The organism is Haloterrigena salina JCM 13891, assembly GCF_000337495.1.
Taxonomy (GTDB): domain Archaea; phylum Halobacteriota; class Halobacteria; order Halobacteriales; family Natrialbaceae; genus Haloterrigena; species Haloterrigena salina.
Map to the genome: position 1 here is coordinate 67,730 of NZ_AOIS01000058.1, position 19,091 is coordinate 86,820.

The window sequence follows — 19,091 nt, forward strand, 5'->3', positions numbered from 1 at the left end:
TTCGGGTTGTAGAACGGTACTGGTCGGTGAACTGTCTCGACCGCCGTAATCGATCCCGGGGGCCAATCGGCGACCGGGTCGTCCGCCGTCGAGACGCTACTCCGCCGACCGCTCGAGGACCGCCTCGATGTCGGCCGCGATCGCGCCGGACGCGTCCTCGGGGACGCGATCGAGCCAGACGAGGTCCGTCACGTCCTCCCCGGCGACCGTCGGCTCGTCGGCGACCGGCCGGCCCGGAACCGACGCCGTCCGGACGAGCACGTCGTAGGTCGTCCGCTGTTGATCCGCGTCGCCGTCTCGCTCGAACTCGACCCGCCGGACGCGCACCGACTCGGCGATGCCGGCGTCGGCGCCGGTCAGCGACTCGAGGGAGCGGCGGGCGACGGCGTCCCAGTCGTCGTCCGGGCCGACCGGCGCGCCGGGCAGCGTCCAGCCGCGGACGCCGTCGGCGACCAGCAGCACCTCGCCGGCGTCGTTCGCGACGCCGAGGGTCAGGTGGTCCTCGAGGTCGCGGGCGGTCTCGAACTCGGTTCGGGTGAGCGTCCGCATCTCGGTCTGGACGTCGACGTCGTCGCGCTCGCAGAGGGGTTCGGGATCGAGGGTCGGACTCATGGGTAACACGCGTCGACACCGACCCGAAAAGCTACTGATCCCGATCGAACCGGCGCTTCCGACCCGTTCCGGACGGTCGAGTCCGTTCGGTCCCCGTCGGCCGTTGTCAACGGTGGTGGGCGGCGGGCCAGTGCGTCTTTACCTCGGCGCCGTTTCGGGTAGTGTACGCAGCGATGAGCGCCGAGTCACACGCCGACGTCTCCGATCCCTCGGCCGTCGAGTCGGAACGCGGGTCGAGCGCGCCGCTCCGATTGGGACCCCGCCAGTTCCGACTGGCGTGGATCGTCGCGGGACTGTTCGTCTTCGGATCGATCGGCTTGATGCGCCTGATGGGGCCCCGTGGAACCCTCCTCTTCTCGAACGTCGTCCTCGTCGCCAGCGCGGCCGGGGCCGCCGTTGCGCTGGGGCTGCTGGCCCACCGGAGCGAGCCGCCGGACGCGCTCGGCTGGGGACTCACCGCGGTCGGTACCGGCCTGTTCGCGACCGGCGAGTTCGCGTGGATGTGCTACGAGCTGTGGCTGAGCGGCGTCCCGTTCCCCGGCGTGCCGGACCTGTTCTATCTCGCCGACTACCTCTTTCTCGGGGCCGGACTGCTGGTGCTCGCCGCGTCCCAACACCGCCTGGGTTCGATCCTCCGCATCACCCTCGACGGGTTCCTCGTCGCGGCCGCCTTGCTCGCGATCAGTTGGCAGTTCGTGCTCGCTCCGATCCTTGCCCACGGCGCCGCTGGCGGCGCGACGCTGTGGTTGTCCGCCGCGTACCCGTCGCTCGACATCGTCCTCGCCGCGGTCGCGTTCGTCGTCGCGGTCCACGCCCGCGGGTCGCGGCGCGTCCCGATCACGCTCTTCGCCGCGGGCAACCTCGTCTGGGCGTTCGCCGACAGCGCGTTCGCTTACCTGTCGATCACGGGAGGCTACATCTACAGCGAGTTCGACGTGATCTGGCTTGCCGGCAACCTGATCGTCGCGCTCGCCGCGCTCCATCCGTCGGCGGCGACGCCCCCGCCCGAGGTCGACCGACGCCGGTACGCGTTCCGAGAAACGGTCGCTCCCTACGTCCCCTTCCTGCTCGCGATGACCGTCACGGGCTACGCCGCCTCGACCGGGGCCCTCGACCCGATCGGGCTCGCGCTCGGCGCGCTCGTGTTGCTCGCGCTCGTCGCCCGGCAGACCTACGTCTTCTTCGACGCGGCGGCGTTGAGCCGGCGCCTCGAGCGCAACGAGGAAACGCTGTCCCGCCGCAACGAGGAACTGCTGCTCCTGAACCGGATCGTCCGCCACGACATCCGCAACGACATGGCGGTCGTCCTCGGCTGGGGCGAGGAACTGAACGACCGCCTCGACGACGAGGACGAGCGCGCGATGCTCGAGCGAATGCTGGGCACGACGCGACACACGATCGAACTCACCGAGACGCTCCAGGCGTTCACCGAACTCTGGGACGACGACGGCGACCACGGCGCGGAACCGGTCTCGCTCGAGGCGACGCTCGCCGAGACGCTCGAGCGGCGACGCGAGGCGTACGCCGACGCCGAGTTCGTCGTCGACGGGTCGATTCCGACGGCGCCCGTCAGCGCCGGGCCGCTCCTGTCGACCGTGTTTCGGAACCTCCTGAACAATGCGGTCCAGCACAACGACGCGACCGAGCCGCGTGTCGTCGTCACCGCCGACACCGGGCCGGAGATGGCCACCGTCCGCATCGCCGATAACGGCCCGGGCGTTCCGCCCGACCGACGCGACGCCCTCTTCGGCCGCGGCGAGAAGGGCCTCGAGAGCGAGGGTTCGGGAGTCGGTCTCTACCTCGTCGACACGCTCGTCTCGCAGTACGGCGGCGACGTGTGGATCGAATCGAGCGAGCCGGGCGGGGCCGCCGTCGTCGTCGAACTGCAGCGCTATCGGGAGTGAACGCCGAACGACGGACTCGCCGGTCGCCGTGGACTCGAGTCAGTGAAGACGGTCGGCGCGTCGCCGGTTCCGCACTCGATACAGAAGAAAATCGGAAGTGAGAGCCGCGAGAGGACGAGAACCTCGCTTACACGAGTTTCTCGATGTCGTCAGAACGCTACGCGTTCTGACTGCTCGAGAAGCTCTCTACGAGAGCTTCTCGATGGTGTCGACGATCTCGTCGGTGTACTCGCTGGTGCCGAGCTTCTCGGCGTCCTCGAGCTGGCGCTCGAGGTCGTAGGTGACCTTGCCGGAGGAGATGGTCTCCTCGACGGCGTCGCGGATCAGGTCGGCGGCGTCGTCCCAGCCGAGGTAGTCGAACATGAGGCGGCCGGAGAGAATCATCGCGGTCGGGTTGGCCATGTCCTGGCCGGCGCGCTTGGGCGCGGAGCCGTGGACGGGTTCCGCGAGCATGCGGCCCTTGCCGAAGTTGCCACCCGGAGCGATGCCGAGGCCGCCGATCTGGGCGCCGGCGGCGTCGGAGAGGTAGTCGCCGTTGAGGTTCGGCATCGCGAGGACGTCGAACTCGTCGGTGCGTAGCTGCATCCACTGGAGCATCGCGTCGGCGAGGCGCTCCTCGACCATGACGGCGTCCTCAGGGATGTCGACCTCGTCCTGGGTCTCCCACAGCGAGTCGGGCGCGGCGAAGACCTCCTCGTCGGGGTACTCCTCGTCGGCGACCTCCATGCCCCAGTCACCGAACTGCCCCTCGGTGAACTTCATGATGTTGCCCTTGTGGACGAGCGTGACCTTGTCGCGGTCGTGCTCTAAGGCGTAGTCGATGGCCTCGCGAACGAGTCGCTTCGAGCCCTTCTCGGTGATCGGCTTGAGGCCGATACCGATGGGGCCGTCGTGCATCGTCTCGTCGAAGCCCATCTCGTCCTCGACGAAGTTTCGAACCTGCTCGACCTCGTCGGTGCCGGCCTCCCACTCGATGCCGGCGTAGACGTCTTCGGTATTCTCCCGGAAGGTCACCATGTCCATCTCCTCGGGCGCCTTCATCGGCGACGGGACGCCGTCGAGGTAGTAGGTCGGACGGACGTTAGCGTAGAGGTCAAGCGTCTGTCGCAGCGCGACGTTCAGCGAGCGGAAGCCGGCGCCGACGGGGGTCGTCAGCGGACCCTTGATGGCGACGCGGTGTTCCTCGATCGCGTCGACGGTCTCGTCGGGCAGGTTGACGTCCTCACCGTACTCCTCACGGGCGCTCTCGCCGGCGTAAACGCGCATCCAGCTGATCTCGCGACCGGTCGCCTCGGCGGCGGCCTCGAGGACCTTCTGTGCGGCGGGACCGACGTCCTTCCCGATACCGTCGCCGTGGATGATCGGGATGATCGGATTGTCGGGCACCTCGATCTCGTCCTCGGAACCCTCTTTCAGCGTGATCTTCTCCCCCGCGTCAGGGACCTCGATCTTGTCGTAGCTCATCTCGTCTGTACGGTTACTCGATAGGGGTAAAAGGCCTACCATTTCCATCGACGGCCGGCAAAAATTGAACGATTCCCGACAGGGCCTTTCGGCATATCTGCCCTGAGAGACGCTGAACTGGGGGCATGTGTTCGAATCCGGAAATTCGGCGTATATAAACATTCGTCTTATGACGGGTCTATGAGTGGACAAAACGCAATTTTGTCTCGACGGCAGGGGTGACGGGTATCGACGAATGTGGAACTCTCGAGGCGAGGGCATCGCGGCGTACTGCGGATCGCTCGCGGGCGGGAAATCGAGTCGCGAACGCCCTCGAGACCGACGGGTCCACCCGCCGGGTCCGTCGCCGTCGCCTCGAGGGCAGTTCACGACGCTCGTCGACCGTTCCAGTCGACTCGCTCGGCGGTGGCGTCTCTCACGCCGGTGACACGGACGCGAGCGAGGGATAAAACGCCGATGACCGTTTCTGACAACCCACTAATGTTATCGGCGATTTCCGCCGAAATAACAGTCGAGACGGCTCGAGTAGACGGTCGGCGACCGACCGCCGGCCTGCGATCGGGATGGAGGTTCGACGATCGACGTCGAGTAGTTTTATCATCGTCGTTGCCGTGGTCGAACGTATGCTGGAAACACCACACTACGCGGCGCGACACTGCCCTCACTGTGCGACGACGCTGTCGAACGTGCAGGGGGTCGCCGCCTGTCCGGAGTGTCAGTGGATCGATAGCGACTGACGCTCGCCGGTAGCGTCGGGGTCGGCCGTCGTCGCCTCCCGGTCGCGTTCCCGAGTCCCGTCGCCGAGGCGGAACCTCTTTTTGTCGACCGGTACAACCCCGGTGCATGGCCGAATCCGAGGTGGACTTCGAGTCCGAGAAGTACGAGAAGCACCGCGAGGCGGGGAAAATCCTCGCACAGGTGCGCGAAGAGGCAGCCGAGCGCGTCGAGGTCGGCGCGAGTCACCTCGAAGTCGCCGAGTTCGCCGAGGACCGCATTCGGGAACTCGGCGGCGAACCCGCCTTCCCGGTCAACATCTCGATCGACGAGGAGGCGGCCCACGCGACGCCCTCGATCGACGACGACACAACCTTCGGCGAGGAGATGGTCAACTTGGACATCGGCGTCCACGTCGACGGCTGGCTGGCCGACACCGCCATCACCGTCGACCTCTCGGGCAACCCCGAACTCGCCGAGGCCTCTGAACAGGCCCTCGAGGCGGCCCTCGATATCATCGAACCGGGCGTCGACACGGGCGATATCGGCGCCGAGATCGAGGGCGTCATCGACGGCTACGGCTACAACCCCGTCGTCAATCTGACCGGGCACGGACTGGGCCACTGGGAGCAACACACCAGCCCGAACATCCCTAACCGCGCCGTCTCGCAGGGGACGACGCTCGAGGTCGGTGACGTCGTCGCCATCGAACCGTTCGCGACCGACGGCGGCGGCAAGGTCAGCGAGGGCGCCAGCGAGGAAATTTTCGCCCTCGAGCGCGAGGGCTCGGTGCGCAACCGGCAGGCCCGCGACGCGTTGGAACAGATCACCGAGGAGTTCCGCACGCTGCCGTTCGCGACGCGGTGGCTCGAGACCGACCGGCCGGAGATGGCGCTGCGCCGTCTCAAGCGCAACGACATCGTCCACGGCTACCCCGTGTTGAAGGAGGACGACGGCTACCTCGTCAGCCAGAAGGAGCACACGATCATTATCACCGAGGACGGCTGCGAAGTCACGACGGCGTCGGACTGATCGTCGCAGCATCGACTCGAGCGGATCGCTATCACTGACGAGCGGTCGCGTCGAAAAGGGGGGGTGTAGGGGGGTCGCGGGAGACCGGCAACGAGGGCGGTTCGTAGCGCGGTCGTCGGTCGGTCGTTCTCAGGCGTTGTTCATCCGCTGGCTCGAGCGATTACCACACCGCTGACACTCAGCCACGCGGTAGGGTTCGCGCGAGAACTGTGCGTTTTCTTTCTTGAGACTTTCGGTTCGAATCTGGACGGACACTTCGTGGAGCGTCTCGAGGTCGCAGTTGGTGCAGTGCTCGGTCATCCCGTTGAAGGAGTCGTCAGTCGTTGCCATTACCGACCCCTTTCCGTAGTACAAGCTTAAATCCCTGTTTCATTTCGAGAACTGAGTCGAAAAATCGCAAGACGGCGTTATGGTGCTGATAAAACGCTTCGAGAGCGTTCTATATCGTTTATCGGCCTCTCTCGTACGGTTGTGCTGTTCTCCGATCCCTCTTGAAACCGACACGAAGTATTAGACATGAAGATAATCCTGAATAATTGCCGGAGTGAAACCCTTTAGGCTCTCCCACTCTTGTGTCAGGTATGGATCAGGTGTTTGCACCCTGGCGGATCGACTGGATCAAGCGCGACGAGGGAAACCCCGACGTCGAGGACTGCGTCTTCTGTGAACTGCCCGCCCTTGAAACTGACAGGGAGAACCTGATCGTTGCCCGGAGCGAGCACGCGTTCGTGATGTTCAATAATTACCCGTACAACCCGGGTCACGCGATGGTTATTCCTCATATGCATACCGGCGACTACACCGACCTCGACGGCGAGCAACTGCTCGATCACGCCCGCTTGAAACAGCGCACCTTCGACGCGCTCGAGGCCGGCCTCGAGCCGGACGGCTTCAACGCCGGCTTGAACCTCGGCGACGGGGCCGGCGGCTCCATCGACGACCACCTCCACACCCACGTCGTGCCCCGCTGGGAGGGCGACACCAACTTCATGCCCGTCATCAGCGATACCACGGTGATCGTCGAGGCGCTCGAGGATACCTACGAGCGCGTTCGCGAGGCGTTCGCCGAACAGGCGGGTGCCACCGTTCCCGACCAGGACAGCGCCGTCGTCTTCGAGTTCGAGTAGCGCCGTCCGGCTCGTTTTAGGCCCTCCGGTGCGACTGCCGGCCGAATCCTTGTGCGCGTCTCCGTCGAACGTCGAACGCGTGTACGTCCTGACCCGACTCGAGGAACTGATCGCGGCGTATCTCTCCCTGCTGGACAACGTCGCGACCTTCCTGCTAACGTTCGCGCTGGTGTACGCGTTCGGTCGCGTCGTCGTCCGACCGCTCGTGAGCGCCGCGCTGGACTATCGAGACACGGAACGGACCCTCCAGCGGGGCCTCGAGCGCGTCGTGGCATTCGGCGTGATCACCGCGGCGATCGTGGTCGGTCTCTCGATCGCCGGTCTCAGCTTCGTCCTCGATCGCGCGGCGATCCTCGTTGCGGCGCTGACGGTCGCGCTCGGTTTCGCCGCGCAGAACGTCGTTGGCAACTTCGTCAGCGGCGCGTTCATCGTCACCGATCCGAGCTTCAACATCGGCGATTGGATCCGGTGGTCGGATCAGGAAGGGATCATCGAGGACATCAGCTTCCGGTCGACGCGGGTCCGAACGCTCGACAACGAGACCATCACGGTGCCGAATTCGGAACTGACCGCGAACGCGGTTACCAACGCCGTCCTCAACGACCGACTCCGGCTGACCTTCCCGATCGCGGTCAGTTACGACGACGATCTCGACGCCGTCACCCGGATTTTGACCGACGCGGCTGTCGACCACCCCGATATCCTCGCGGACCCGCAGCCGACCGCTCGAATTGCAGCCCTCGACGACGCAGTGCAGGTCGTCGCCTCGTTCTGGATCGCCGATCCCGACAGCAGTACCTACGCTCGCGTTCGCTCGGAGTACGCCCGCGAAATCGTCGATCGGCTCGAGCGCGAGGGGATCGATCTCGCCGCCGCGACCCCGCAGGCGCTCGAGCAGTCCGTCGCCGCGGGGCCGCGATCGGCGAGTCACGCGAGGACGGACGATACCGGCAGCGGAACCGACGAGTAACGGCTCGCACGGCGGGTGGACCGGACACTTTTAGTGGTCGTTGTCGTGCGTTCGGTAGCATGGAGTACGAAGTCGTTCACACCGACGACATCCCGATGACGGATCTCTCCGAGAGCAACGAGGTCCCGCCAGACCTGCGAATCCGCGCGCTCGACGAGGTTCTGGGAACCGACGACGTCCACCTCAAACTCTGGTACTTCGATCCCGGCGAGGAAATTCGGTACCACGCCCACGCCGAACAGGAGGAGCTCTACTACGTCCTCGAGGGCGAGTTCTCGCTGAAACTCGGTCGCTCGGGCGAGGAGGAGTACGTCGAGGCCGGTCCGGGAACGTTCTGGATCGCCAAACCCGAGATCGGCCACGGCCACCGCAACGTCGGCGACGAGGAGGGCGTCGTGCTCGCTATCGGCGCCCCGGCCGTCGAGGATCCGGGGGTGGATCCCCACGGACTCGACGCGGAGGACGGGTAGCAGACCTTACGCCGCGCCAGTTCAGGCGTACGTTTGCTCGAGGTAGTCGACGATCCGTTCGGATTCGGCCATCGTGACGCCGTACTCGTCGTCGACGATGACCGGCACCTGCCGCTGGCCGGAGATCCGCTTGACCTCGTTGCGCTTCGAGTGGAGTCCCTCGACCCAGACGCTGTCGTAGTCGACGTCGAGCTCGTCGAGGCGGTCGGCGACGAGTTCGCAGTACGGACAGCCCTCGAGTTGGTACAGCGTAACCATATCCGCGTATTCGGTGCGGATCGCCAAAAGGGTGGGTGGCGCTCGCTCGCGGTCGCCCCAGGGCCGCTCATCATCGCCGTTCTGCCGGGGCACGGGAACTTTTGTTGCTGCCCGAAGCAGTCCGGGTATGCCACCGACTGAGGGCGACGAACTCCCCGACTTCGAGGCACTGCTGTGCGACGGCGAGACGTTCCGTTCGACGGCGCTGTCCGCGGCGCTCGGCGAGCGCGGCGGCGTCGTGATCTGTACCGGGTTCGCGTTCAGCGCGATCGCGCAGAACTGGTGGAAACGGTTCGTCCGGGCCGGCTGGGGAGCGTTCGAGGACGTCGCGGTGGTGGGCGTCAGCCGAGACGGTCCCTACGCGCAGAACGCGTTCCTGCGCTGGCTGGACGAGCCCGCGTTTCGCTTCTTCGCAGACGTCAACGGTGAGGTGAGCGAGTCGCTCGGTTTACTGGCCGACCGTGATCACATGGCTAACGTCTCAACGCCGTGGCGTTCAGCATTCGTCGTCGACGCCGATCGAGACGTTCGGTACGCGTTCGTCGCGGACGACTGGATCTCGCCGTTACCGCGCGAGGAGATCGAGGACGCAGCCGCGAGTCTCTAGACCGGACGCCGAGGGCGAAAAATCAGACCGGCTCGCCGAACGCGTACATCGTCTCGTGGGCCGTTACCTCGAGGTCGACGAAGTCGCCGGGCTCGAGGCCGTACTCGCTCGCGTTCTGGACGATAACCTGCCGGTAGGCGGAGTCGCGACACTTCACGGAGTCGGCGGTCCCCTGCTCGACGACGAGACAGTCCTCGCGGACCTCGCCGACCATGTCGGCGTAGGCCTCGCGGACGATCTCGCGCTTGGCTTCGCTCATCTCCTTGGAGCGTTCCTTCTTGACCGTGCCGCCCAGCCCCTTCATCTCGGCGGCGTCCGTGCCGGGGCGCTTCGAGAAGCGGGTGACGTTGATCTTTTCGGGCCGGGTCTCGCGCAGCAGCGCCATCGACTGGGCGTGATCGCGGTCGGTCTCGGTGGGGAAGCCGACGATGAAGTCCGTCGAGAGCGTCCAGTAGTCCAGGGCGTCGTCAAAGGTCTCGACGACCTCGACGTACTCGTCGACCTGGTGCTGGCGGCGCATGTCCCCGAGCACGTCGTTCGAGCCGGACTGGACGGGCGCGTGCAGGAAGTCGTAGAGCTCCTCGTTTTCGGCGAAGACCTCGGCGAGTTCCTCGCGGATGCCGTGGACGCCCTTCGGATTGGCCATCCCCACGCGCACGCGGAAGTCGCCCTCGATCTCGCAGATTTCAGAGAGCAGTCGGTGGAGCTTCCGATCGCCCTCGTCCCAGCCGTAGACGCCGGTGTCCTGACCCGTAATCCGAATTTCCTTCGCGCCGGCGTGGATCAGCGCACGGGCCTTCTCGACGTTCTCCTCGATCGGGGGCGAGTCGATCTTGCCCGTCGCTTGCTTGGTGATGCAGTACGAACAGTCGGACATGCAGCCCCGGGCGATGGGGAGAATGCCGACGACGCCGTCCAGAATCGGCTCGGCGTCGGGGGTCGTCGTCGGACACTCGCCGTTGGTGACCGCCTCCGGCACCTCGTCCCAGTGGAGCACCTGACCGTCGACGTCGGCCGCGCGGAACTCCTCGCCCTGCGCGAGGGCCATACAGCCGGTGATAAAGAGGTCCGCGGTCTCCTCGGAGAGCTCCTCGGCCCGCCGGAGCATGTTCCGCTCGGTCTTCTCGACGACGGTACAGGTGTTGAGGATGGCGACGTCGGCTTCGTCCGCACCGTCGACGCGGTAATGGCCCGCATCGCGGAGCCGGCGCTCGATCTCGCGGCTTTCCCCGCGGTTGGACGTACAGCCGTAGGTTTCGATGTGATACCGGGCCATTCGCTTGCACGTGTTTCGGGCCTGGGACGGCAAAAGCGCGACGAATCCGGCCCGTCCCGTTCGTGCCATTCGCTCTCGAGGCTCGGTCGCGAACGGCGTCTCCCAGTAGCGCGGGGCGAATCGCGTCGTTTCCGAGGAGCGAACGTCCGCTGTTTACAGCCGTCGGCGGCGCAGACTGTCGATCGCGAGTTCGACGTACTCGGTGAACGAGACGGTGGGCGTTCCGGGCAGGTAGACCGGGAGGTCGGGCTCCTCGAGTCGAACGTCGGTGATGGGGTCTCTGGGTTCGGTTGCGTCCATGTCTCGGTTTCGAGTCGAAGCGGTTTAACGAATTCGAAAATATTGTTCTCCTCTCCCTGAATAACGATCGTTATTGAGCAACCATCGCACGGTAGCGGACGCCGCGGAATCTCAGGGCTCGTCCTCGGCGAGCGCCTCGAGCGCCTCCCGGCCGACGTGAATCGTCCGGCGGCCGGTCGGCGCCGCCGTGATGAGGACGCCGGGAGCAAAGTCGGGCTCGCCGTTGTCGTCGTAGAGTTCGTCGGGAGCCGTCCCGATCCGAACCGACTCACGGATCGCGAACATCGCCTCCCGGACGGCGTCGCTCCGATCGTCCGCGTCGGCGACGTCTAGGGACTCGAACTCCTCGTCGCGGGTCGCGAGTCGCTCGCGGACGCGGTCGACGTGGTCGGCGGGAGCCGCGGAATCGTAGATGTAGGATTGGACGCGCATACTCGCGGTACGGCCCGGACGGCCTTGAACGCTGGCGAACGCCCGGACGCAGCCGCGAAGGTCGAGCCGACTCAGCCGCCGAACCGCTCTCTCTCGAGGCGTTCGTAATTGTCGTGGAAGACGGTCAGCGTGGCCCGGAGCGCGCCGAGGATCACCGGCCCGAAGAACAGCCCCATGAAGCCGAAGGCGTAGGCGCCGCCGAGAACGCCGACGATGATGACCGCGGGGTTCAGTTCGGCGTAGCGGTCGACGACGACCGGCCGCAGGTAGTCGTCCGAGAGGCCGACGATGACGGTGCTGTAGACGAACAGCCCCACGGCCAGCAGCGGTTCGCCGGTCGCCAGTAGGAAGACGACGGCGGGCCCCCAGACGAGGAAGGTGCCGATGATCGGAATCAGCGCGAGGACGACCATGATGACCGTCCAGAACGCGGCGTTCGGGATTCCGGTGGCGATCAGCCCGATCCCCGCGAGCAGTCCCTGCACGAGGGCGATGAGGACGTGGCCGATGAGGACGGCCTGCATGACCTCGTCGAGTTCTTCGTAGAGGTCGTCCTGTACGTCGTCCGGGAGCGGCGTCCGCTTCCGGATCCAGCCGATGAGATTGTTCCCGTCCTTGAGCAGGTAGTACAGCAGGAACAGCGCCAGTCCGAAGCCGATCAGCGCGTGGGTGAGCGCGCTCAACCACGCGGTCGACTGCTCGAGTACCATCTGTCCGCCCTGCCGGGCCGCGTCCATCAGCGAGGACATCAGATCGACGCTCACCCCCGTCTGCTCCTGGATGAACGATTCGACCTCCGTGAGGCTGACGGAGTCGGTGTTGAGGTTTTCCACGATCCTCGTGGCGTCCTGGATGACGACCGTGAGGACGATCGCGAGCGGGATCACGAAGCCGGTGATCGTCAGTAAGACGAGCGCCATCGCGGCGATCGTCGGCGAGGTCCGCTGCTCGAGGCGGCGCTGGAGCGGGCGGAGAATGTACGCGAGGAGCACGGCGATGAGGGCGTACTGGAGAAACGGCGCGATGAGCAGCCACGAGAGGAAGGCCAAAACCGCGACGAGTGCCAGGAGAAATCCCTTACTGATGTTCACATGAATAGTTTCCGCGAACGCCGAAATAAAGGTAGGGGCAAATCACTGGCACGCGCAACGGACTCTGCCGTTCGCGCGAGGGACCGAGCCGACCTATTCGCGCCGCGGACAGTCGCGCTCGCTCTCACACGGCTTCAAGGTGCTGGTTCGCTTACGTCGGAGGGAATGTCGACCCAGCTCGATCCCCTCTCCCTCTCTGCCGATCTGCTCTACGCGGTCAAGACCGAGGGCGATACCGACTGGTTGCGAGACCACCTCGCGACGCTCGAGCGATCGCGCCTCGACCGGGCCCTCGAGCGCCGGACCGCGAAATTGGCGTTCTGGCTCAACTGTTACAACGCCTACACCCAGTTGCTCCTCGAGGAGGGGGACGAACTCGACGGCGAGGCGGGTCGCCTCGAGCGCTGGAAGTTCGTCTCCCGGGATCGGATCCCGATCAGCGGCGTTCGCCTCAGCCTCGCGGACATCGAACACGGCATGCTTCGGCGGTCGAAACATCCCTGGGGGCTCGGCTACGTCCCGCGGCCGTTTCCCTCGTCGTTCGAACGGCGGTACCGCCTCCCCGAGTGCGACCCGCGGATCCACTTCGCCATCAGCCACTGCGCCGAGCCCTCGCCGCCGATCACGACCTACTCGCCGCCCGACGTGGACGCGGAACTGGACGTCGCCGTCGAGTGGTTCATAGAGGAGACCGTCACGTACGACGCCGACGCCAACGCCGCCACCGTCCCGCGACTCTTCCGTCGCTACCGCGGCGATTTCGGCGGCAAGCGCGGGATCGTCTCGTTTCTCAGGACCTACGACGCGATCCCGGCGGAGCGACGCCCGTCGCTCGAGTACGAATCGGCGACCCGGACGCCGGACGTCGACTTCGACGCCGATTCGGACGCGTTTCGGCCGTAGCCGCGACGCGACGGTCGGGCTCGAACTCAGTCCTCCCGATCCTCGACGGTCGCGGTCGGCGCCGCCCGCATGACGCTTCGGGCCGCCCGCTTCGCGTTCGACCGCGAGGTGTACCCTTCGCCGCTGTCGGCGACGATGTTCCCGTTCCAGTGGACGAGCCGCCAGCGCCACTCGCCGCCGCGGTCCTCGTAGACTTCGAACCGGCTGGTTCGGCCGTCCTGCTCTTGCCGAGCGTCCGGGTCGGCGTCCGCGGGCGCCGACTCCGACTCCGAGCGCGAGTCGCCGTCCGTCGACGCGTCGTCAGCGTCCGGGCCGCCGGAAACGGCCTCCGGCGGCATCGTCGCCGCCGCGGGATCGGTCTCGGGTTCGCCTTCGGCGGCTGCATCGGCGCCGACGACGCCGGGCGTTCCGCGCTCGCTGTCGCCGAGCCGTATCGTCGAGCCGTCCGGATCGTCCCACTCGAGTTCCAGTTCCAGCTCGGCGACGGGCGGTTCGTCGTCCTCGCGTTCGGCCTCCAACTCGGCGACGACCCGCTCCGGAATCGACACCGTCGCGGTCCGCTCGCCGTCGTCGATTTTCAGCGGTCGGTCCTCGGCCAGGGCCGCCCCGAACTCTCGGAAGACGGCGGCGAGTTCATCGCGGTCGTACGCGCGCTCGAGTTCGAACTCGATGTCGGTCGGTGAGTCGTCCATACCCCTCCTACGTCGTCCAGCGAGTTAGGGGTTGGTCGGATTCCGACCGAGACCCGGGGAGCCGGTGCGTTTTTGTCGCCGCGCTGTCTTCGCTCGCCCGTGACTTCCCGCGACTGGCAGGCCGACCGGTGCGCCGTCTTCGACCGCGACGATCACGCGTGTCGCAATTGCGAGACGACCGGCGACGACGCCGACTCGACCGCCCTCCGAACGTATCCCGTCGGCGCCGTCCCCCTCGAGGGAACGGTCCACGAGAGTTCCCTCGCGACCGTCTGTCCCGACTGTTTCGAGACGCTGCAGTTCGCTTCCGACGCCCCCGATTCGACCCCCGAATCGGTCTCGAGCGAGGAGCTGTTCCGGCTCGTCCGCGAGACGACCCGCGTGCAGGGCGGCGCCATCTCCGACGTCGCCTCCTTCGCCTCGCTCGCGACGTCGCTGCCGACGACGCTCGCGGCCGTCGGAACGGCCGCCGACGCGGGGGACGACTCCGAGTCGACGGTCGCCGAGACCGCTGCGGCGTACCGCGACGGCCGCCGCGAGGCCCTGCTCGCGCTCGATGTCGCCGACGCGCGCCTCGAGCGCGTCCGGGCGGTCGACGGAACGGCGTTCGACGCCGACGTCCGCTCGTCGCTGTCGACGGTCGCCGAGACCGCGACCGACCTGCAGTCGACGCTGCGCGAGGCCGTCGTCCGCTCCGAGATCGTTCCCGTCTGCCTCGAGCGCTGTCACGGCTGTTTCGAGCCGCTCGAGGGCGAGGACGAGACCTGTTCGACCTGCGGCCTCGAGGCCCGCGAGACGGGCGACTGGCGCGGCGGTGAGGGCGAGATCGCGTTCGAACGACTGTTCTCGTCGATCAACGACAGCCTCCAGGGTGCCTCGACGACAACGGAGACGCTGACCGATCGCACGATGACGCTGGCGAGCCAGTTGACGGAGTCCTGACTTACTCCGCCGCGTCGTCGGCGTGGAACACGTCGATCGTCTCGTCGGCCACGCCGTCGCGAGCGAACAGCGTGACGATGTCGTCGGGGCGGATCACGGTGTCGCCGTGGGGCGTCACGACGGCGTCGTCCCGCTCGATCGCGACGACGAGGGAATCGTCGTCGAGCACGTCGCGCTGGGCCGCCTCCTGCAGGCTCATGCCGGCGATCCGGGCGTCCCGGTCGACCGTCACCTCGGCGACCTCGGCGTCGCCGGAGAGGCTGATGAAGTCCGTTAGCATCGCCTCGTGGGTTTCGTCCGTGGGACCGAACGGCGAGTACGGGCGCGCGGTCTCGTTCTGGACTAACACTTCGTCCTCGATCTCGATGCCGAGATCCGAGAGCGCCCGCGCGATGCGCCGCAGATCGGCGGTGTCTTCGCCCACCGCGAGCACGTGCAGGTTCCGCCGGCCGGTCAGCAACTCGCGGACGTTGATGACGCCGGGGATCACCTGCGCCCGCTGGGCCATCGATTCGCGCTCCGAAACCGGCGCGTTGCACATGAAGAGGTTCGCGAGGTGTCCCGCCGCCCGTTCGAAGTCCACGTTCGCGTGGTAGCCGGTGATGATTCCCCGCTCCTCGAGTTGGTCGATCCGGTTTCGAACCGTTCCGGGAGAAACGCTCACGTCCGCGGCGATCGTCGGAGCCGAAACGTTTCGGGCGTCGTCCATCAGCGCGTAGATGATTCGACGATCGATCTCGTCGAGCCGGTGATCCATGCCGCCTCGTATTACGTCATCGATATACACAGTTCTGATCTTCCGCGGCTAGAACAATAACTGAACCATCATTTCTGCCGATGCGGCAATTCTCCTCCACCTAAAATGAGTAATCAGCAATAGCTTCGGATCATTTATGGTCTAGTCGGGGAAAGGCGCCAGATAATGACCGAGCAATCGTTTGGGGAAGGGACGCGCAGTTCCTGCGATCGACCGCCAACATGCGCGCGCTGGCGATCGCCGACGGAGGGATGCCCATGAGCGACGAAGAGCTCGCCAAGGACCTCGGACTGCTGTCGGCGCTGGCGATCGGCATGGGGACGATGATCGGCGCCGGCATCTTCGTGCTGCCCGGCGTCGCGGCCCAGGAGGCCGGACCGATCGTCGTCGTCTCGTTCGTCATCGGCGGCCTCATCGCGATGGTCAACGCCTTAGCGGTGAGCGAACTCGGGACGGCGATGCCGAAAGCCGGCGGCGGCTACTACTACATCAACCGCGGGCTCGGGCCGCTGTTCGGTTCGATCGCGGGGATGGGCGACTGGATGGGGCTGGCCTTCGCCTCCGCGTTCTACTGCATCGGGTTCGGCGGCTACCTCACCGACCTCCTGGCGGGGACGATGCTCGCCCTCCCGACCCTCGAGCTCGGCCTGCTCACGCTGACGGACGTCCAACTCGGCGCGCTGATCGCCGGGCTCCTGTTCGTCGGCGTCAACTACATGGGCGCGAAGGAAACCGGCGGTGTCCAGACGGTGATCGTCGCGATTCTGCTTTGCATTCTGACCGTCTTCGCGGCCTCCGGCTTCCTCCACTTCGAGTGGTCGACGCTGACGACCGACGGCCTCGCGCCGACCGACGCGGGCTACGGCGCGATCCTGCCGGGGACCGCCCTCGTGTTCGTCTCCTTCCTCGGCTACGCGAAGATCGCGACCGTCGCGGAGGAACTGAAGAACCCCGGGCGGAACCTGCCGATCGCGGTCATCGGCAGCGTCGGCGTCGTGACGGCGATCTACGCCGTGCTCGTCGGGACGATGGTCGGGATCGTCCCGTGGCACTCGCTGGACGACAGCGTCCCCGTCTCGCAGGTCGCCGAGATCACGTTCGCCGGCATCCCCGTCCTCGACGCCGTCGGCGTGACGCTGATCTCGCTGGCCGCGATGCTGGCGACGGCCTCGAGCGCGAACGCGTCGATCCTCTCCTCGGCCCGGATCAACTTCGCGATGGGCCGCGATAAGATCGTCACGGACAAGCTCAACGAAATTCACCCGCGATACGCGACGCCCTACCGATCGATCATGCTGACGGGCGCGGTCATCATCGTCTTCATCGCCGCGCTCGGGCAGGACCTCGAGATCCTCTCGAAGGCCGCCAGCGTCCTCCACCTGATCGTCTACGCGTTGATGAACGTCGCGCTGATCGCGTTTCGGGAGGCCGACGTTCCCGAGTACGACCCCGACTTCCGGGTCCCCTTCTACCCGGTGACGCCGATCCTCGGCGCGGTGCTCTCCTTCGGGCTCGTCGCCTTCATGGAGACGATCGAGATCGCGCTGAGCCTCGCGTTCGTCGCCGTCGCGGTGCTGTGGTACGCCTTCTACGCCCGCACGAAGACGCCCCGACAGGGCGTCCTCGGCGAGTACATCCTCGACCGCTCCGAGTCGATGCCCGACGTCGCGGTCTCGGCGGCCAGTGCGGCCCGGCCCGACGGCTCGAGCGAGTACCGCGTCATGGTGCCGCTGGCCAACCCGCGCACCGAACAGCACCTGATCGAACTGGCCAGCACGCTCGCGGCCGCAAACGACGGCGTCGTCCACGCGGTCCACATCGTCGAGGTCCCCGACCAGACGCCGCTGGACCGCGGCGCCGACCAGATCGATCAGTTCGACGACGAGTCCGCGAAGCTACTCGAGCGGGCCCGCGACCACGCCGAAGATCACGGCGCCGAGATCGAGACGACGACGATCGTCTCCCACCGCTCGTTCGAGGAGGTGTTCGACGCGGCCCGCCAGCACGACGTCGATCAGGTCGTGATGGGCNACGATCGTCTCCCACCGCTCGTTCGAGGAGGTGTTCGACGCGGCCCGCCAGCACGACGTCGATCAGGTCGTGATGGGCTGGGGCGGCGACCGACCGTGGTCCGCGGGTCGGGCCGAGCGTCCGCTCGACGAACTCGCCCACGACCTCCCGTGTGACTTCCTGGTCCTGAAGGATCGCGACTACGACCCGTCTCGAATCCTCCTGCCGACCGCCGGCGGCCCGGATTCGGATCTCAGCGCCGAGGTCGCGAAGACGCTGCGCTCGGCGACCGGGTCGTCGATTCAGTTGCTCTACGTCGTCGACGACGAGCGCGAGCGCGAATCGGGCGAGCAGTTCCTCGCGAACTGGGCGGCAGAACACGGGTTCGGCGACGCCGTGCTGACCGTCGACGACTCCGGCGACGTCGAGGGTGCGATCGCCAGCGAGGCCGAAGACAGGACGCTCGTCGTCATCGGGGCGACCGAACGCGGCCTGCTCTCGCGGCTCGTCCGCGGCTCGCTGGTCTTCGACGTGGTCGACGAGGTCGACTGTTCGGTCCTGCTCGCCGAGCGTCCGACGAAGCGGTCGCTCCGCGAACGGCTGTTCGGATCGGGATCTGACGAGCAGAACCGAGAGTGACGAACTGAACGTCCCTCGAGGCCGTTACAGTCGGGTCGCGGCCTCGAGCGAGATGTCGATCGCGCGACCGACGTTGTTCTTCGCTTTCTCCGGCAGTTCGTCGTCCTCGGTGTCGGTTCCCTTCTGGGTGCCCTCGACGAGGTTGCCGTCGACGGTGCAGATCGCGCCGGCGCGCAGGCCCTTGCGGCGGGCCAGCGAGAAGATGGCGGCGGCTTCCATCTCGACGGCGAGGAGGCCGGCGGCCTCCCAGTCGACGACGTGCTCGTCGGTCTCCGCGTAGTAGGCGTCGTCGGAGACGATCGGGCCGACGTGGACGTCTTCGTCGTTAGCTTCGGCCGAGTCGACCAGCGCCGACAGCACGTCGTAGTCCGGTACGGCGGGGTATTCGGCGGCTTCGTACCGCTTCGACGTCCCCTCCTCTTTCGCGGCGCCGGTCGCGACGACCATGTCGCCGATCTCGATGCCCGACTGGAGGGCGCCGGTCGTGCCGACGCGGATGATCGTCTCGACGCCGACGTTGGCCAGTTCCTCGACGGCGATCGCCGCCGACGGACAGCCGATACCGGTCGAGCAGATCGTCAGCTCCTGTCCCTCGTAGGTCGCATTGACGACCTTGTACTCGCGGTTCTGGGCGACGGTCTTGGCGTCGTCGCAGTGGTCGGCGATGCGATCGACGCGACCGGGATCGCCGGGGACGAGCACGCGATCGGTCAGGTCACCGTCGTCGACCAGCAGGTGTGGCTGCGTTGCCATACCCGCCGATTCTAGTGGCGGCGAGAAAAAAGATTCGAGGACGGGTCCCGAGCATCCGTCAGTTCGGCGACCTGCGACCATCCCCGTCCCCACCCCACCGCCGAGTGCGATCGGCCGCGGAGTCTGTTCGACCCGGTC

The 19,091-nt window shown here is 66.5% G+C and carries 19 protein-coding genes and 1 pseudogene; 9 read left to right on the plus strand and 11 right to left on the minus strand.

The genetic code is table 11. The features are described from left to right. Positions 1-96: 96 nt before the first annotated feature. A complete protein-coding gene (locus tag C477_RS17795; protein ID WP_008895922.1) occupies positions 97-612 on the minus strand; it encodes an NUDIX hydrolase in 516 nt (171 codons plus the stop codon). A gap of 173 nt (positions 613-785) precedes the next feature. Between C477_RS17795 and C477_RS17800 the strand changes: the two genes are divergently transcribed. Then, entirely contained in the window at positions 786-2,516 is a 1,731-nt protein-coding gene (locus C477_RS17800) for a sensor histidine kinase (RefSeq protein WP_008895923.1), read from the plus strand. A 186-nt stretch (positions 2,517-2,702) separates the two neighbouring features. On the opposite strand, the gene icd is transcribed toward C477_RS17800, so the two are convergent. After that, entirely contained in the window at positions 2,703-3,980 is a 1,278-nt protein-coding gene (icd, locus tag C477_RS17805; RefSeq protein ID WP_008895924.1) for an isocitrate dehydrogenase (NADP(+)), read from the minus strand. A gap of 843 nt (positions 3,981-4,823) precedes the next feature. On the opposite strand from icd, the gene map reads away from it, so the two are divergent. Further along, positions 4,824-5,726, plus strand: a complete 903-nt coding sequence (gene map / locus C477_RS17810) for a type II methionyl aminopeptidase (protein ID WP_008895926.1) — start codon at positions 4,824-4,826, stop codon at positions 5,724-5,726. Positions 5,727-5,855: 129 nt separating this feature from the next. Here the strand turns inward: map and C477_RS17815 are convergent, their stop codons facing one another. After that, positions 5,856-6,056 carry a DUF7835 family putative zinc beta-ribbon protein gene (locus C477_RS17815; RefSeq protein WP_008895927.1) on the minus strand — a complete coding sequence of 67 codons (201 nt, stop codon included), beginning with the start codon at positions 6,054-6,056 and terminating at the stop codon, positions 5,856-5,858. A 251-nt stretch (positions 6,057-6,307) separates the two neighbouring features. Here C477_RS17815 and C477_RS17820 point away from each other — a divergent pair, with 251 nt between their 5' ends. From C477_RS17820 to C477_RS17830, 3 genes are all read left to right on the plus strand, one after another. Continuing rightward, positions 6,308-6,853 carry an HIT family protein gene (locus tag C477_RS17820; protein WP_008895928.1) on the plus strand — a complete coding sequence of 182 codons (546 nt, stop codon included), beginning with the start codon at positions 6,308-6,310 and terminating at the stop codon, positions 6,851-6,853. Between the two features lie 79 nt (positions 6,854-6,932). Beyond that, positions 6,933-7,823 (plus strand): mechanosensitive ion channel family protein, encoded by an 891-nt coding sequence (locus C477_RS17825; protein WP_008895929.1) that lies wholly within the window; start codon positions 6,933-6,935, stop codon positions 7,821-7,823. Between the two features lie 59 nt (positions 7,824-7,882). After that, a complete protein-coding gene (locus C477_RS17830) occupies positions 7,883-8,293 on the plus strand; it encodes a cupin domain-containing protein (protein ID WP_008895930.1) in 411 nt (136 codons plus the stop codon). 21 nt (positions 8,294-8,314) lie between these two features. On the opposite strand, the gene C477_RS17835 is transcribed toward C477_RS17830, so the two are convergent. After that, on the minus strand, positions 8,315-8,551 hold the full coding sequence (locus C477_RS17835; RefSeq protein ID WP_008895931.1) for a glutathione S-transferase N-terminal domain-containing protein: 237 nt from the start codon (positions 8,549-8,551) through the stop codon (positions 8,315-8,317). A gap of 127 nt (positions 8,552-8,678) precedes the next feature. Here C477_RS17835 and C477_RS17840 point away from each other — a divergent pair, with 127 nt between their 5' ends. Then, the gene (locus C477_RS17840) at positions 8,679-9,158 is read left to right on the plus strand and encodes a redoxin domain-containing protein (RefSeq protein ID WP_008895932.1); all 480 of its coding nucleotides are present in this window, start codon (positions 8,679-8,681) and stop codon (positions 9,156-9,158) included. A 22-nt stretch (positions 9,159-9,180) separates the two neighbouring features. Here C477_RS17840 and C477_RS17845 read toward each other — a convergent pair whose 3' ends face one another. From C477_RS17845 to C477_RS17855, 4 genes are all read right to left on the minus strand, one after another. Further along, entirely contained in the window at positions 9,181-10,434 is a 1,254-nt protein-coding gene (locus tag C477_RS17845) for a tRNA (N(6)-L-threonylcarbamoyladenosine(37)-C(2))-methylthiotransferase (protein ID WP_008895933.1), read from the minus strand. Positions 10,435-10,587: 153 nt separating this feature from the next. Then, on the minus strand, positions 10,588-10,734 hold the full coding sequence (locus C477_RS24215; protein WP_008895934.1) for a hypothetical protein: 147 nt from the start codon (positions 10,732-10,734) through the stop codon (positions 10,588-10,590). A gap of 111 nt (positions 10,735-10,845) precedes the next feature. Next, the gene (locus C477_RS17850; RefSeq protein WP_008895935.1) at positions 10,846-11,166 is read right to left on the minus strand and encodes a hypothetical protein; all 321 of its coding nucleotides are present in this window, start codon (positions 11,164-11,166) and stop codon (positions 10,846-10,848) included. A gap of 71 nt (positions 11,167-11,237) precedes the next feature. Continuing rightward, positions 11,238-12,257 carry an AI-2E family transporter gene (locus C477_RS17855; protein ID WP_008895936.1) on the minus strand — a complete coding sequence of 340 codons (1,020 nt, stop codon included), beginning with the start codon at positions 12,255-12,257 and terminating at the stop codon, positions 11,238-11,240. A 165-nt stretch (positions 12,258-12,422) separates the two neighbouring features. Here C477_RS17855 and C477_RS17860 point away from each other — a divergent pair, with 165 nt between their 5' ends. Then, on the plus strand, positions 12,423-13,160 hold the full coding sequence (locus C477_RS17860; protein ID WP_008895937.1) for a DUF547 domain-containing protein: 738 nt from the start codon (positions 12,423-12,425) through the stop codon (positions 13,158-13,160). Between the two features lie 26 nt (positions 13,161-13,186). On the opposite strand, the gene C477_RS17865 is transcribed toward C477_RS17860, so the two are convergent. Further along, positions 13,187-13,852, minus strand: a complete 666-nt coding sequence (locus C477_RS17865; protein WP_008895938.1) for an amphi-Trp domain-containing protein — start codon at positions 13,850-13,852, stop codon at positions 13,187-13,189. Positions 13,853-13,951: 99 nt separating this feature from the next. Between C477_RS17865 and C477_RS17870 the strand changes: the two genes are divergently transcribed. After that, on the plus strand, positions 13,952-14,794 hold the full coding sequence (locus C477_RS17870; RefSeq protein WP_008895939.1) for a hypothetical protein: 843 nt from the start codon (positions 13,952-13,954) through the stop codon (positions 14,792-14,794). Position 14,795: 1 nt separating this feature from the next. On the opposite strand, the gene C477_RS17875 is transcribed toward C477_RS17870, so the two are convergent. Next, positions 14,796-15,551, minus strand: a complete 756-nt coding sequence (locus C477_RS17875; RefSeq protein WP_008895940.1) for an Lrp/AsnC family transcriptional regulator — start codon at positions 15,549-15,551, stop codon at positions 14,796-14,798. A 257-nt stretch (positions 15,552-15,808) separates the two neighbouring features. Between C477_RS17875 and C477_RS17880 the strand changes: the two are divergent. Next, positions 15,809-18,200 (plus strand): annotated as a pseudogene (locus C477_RS17880) (amino acid permease). Positions 18,201-18,224: 24 nt separating this feature from the next. On the opposite strand, the gene C477_RS17885 reads toward C477_RS17880, so the two are convergent. Continuing rightward, positions 18,225-18,953 (minus strand): nucleoside phosphorylase, encoded by a 729-nt coding sequence (locus tag C477_RS17885; protein WP_008895941.1) that lies wholly within the window; start codon positions 18,951-18,953, stop codon positions 18,225-18,227. Positions 18,954-19,091: the final 138 nt, after the last annotated feature.